Source organism: Mesorhizobium norvegicum, assembly GCF_004919685.1.
Classification (GTDB): domain Bacteria; phylum Pseudomonadota; class Alphaproteobacteria; order Rhizobiales; family Rhizobiaceae; genus Mesorhizobium; species Mesorhizobium norvegicum.
The window spans coordinates 439-958 of the sequence record NZ_SMYZ01000158.1 but is presented as its reverse complement, the minus strand read 5'-3'; the positions used below and the strand labels follow the sequence as shown (position 1 = coordinate 958).

The window sequence follows — 520 nt, the reverse complement described above, 5'->3', positions numbered from 1 at the left end:
GGAACTGCTGGTCGCCTTCAAGCGGCTGATCGAGAACCCGATGGGCATGCTGGTCTAGGACGGGAGAGGGCGGTGCGGATAGTCTTCACCAGCCTCTTCGCTTTCATCATTTCCGGATTCGCCGGCGGCTTGGTTGCTCAGCTGCTGGCGGTCGAAACCCATGCGCAGGAAGAATATATTCTCGTGTTCATGGCGTCCGCGCTTGTCACCATTTGCGTGACGATCGTGTTTTTCATTGCGCAGCTTTTTTCGAATGCATCGACGATCATCAACTGGCTAGCCCTTGGCGCAATTGTCCTGGTCGTGCTGGTTGGGTTCGGCCTGATCGGCTGGACGTTCTCGCAGCCGATCGGCAAGCGCCAGTGGGGAGGCGACCTGCCAATCGTCGCTGGCCTGGTTTTGCCGAACCTGGCCACCGTGCTGGTTCACTGGCTGTTCGTGCGCTGGCGGTTGAGACGCGGTTTTATCAAGGCACAGGTGGGCGCATGAAGACGGTTCTTTGCTACGGCGACTCGCTGAC

General features: G+C 58.8%; 1 protein-coding gene. It reads left to right on the top strand.

Annotated elements, in window-relative coordinates; translation table 11 throughout:
- Positions 1-489 (top strand): hypothetical protein (locus tag FCU66_RS40055; protein WP_246094209.1); only part of this gene is annotated, 489 nt, incomplete at its 5' end.
- Positions 490-520: the final 31 nt, after the last annotated feature.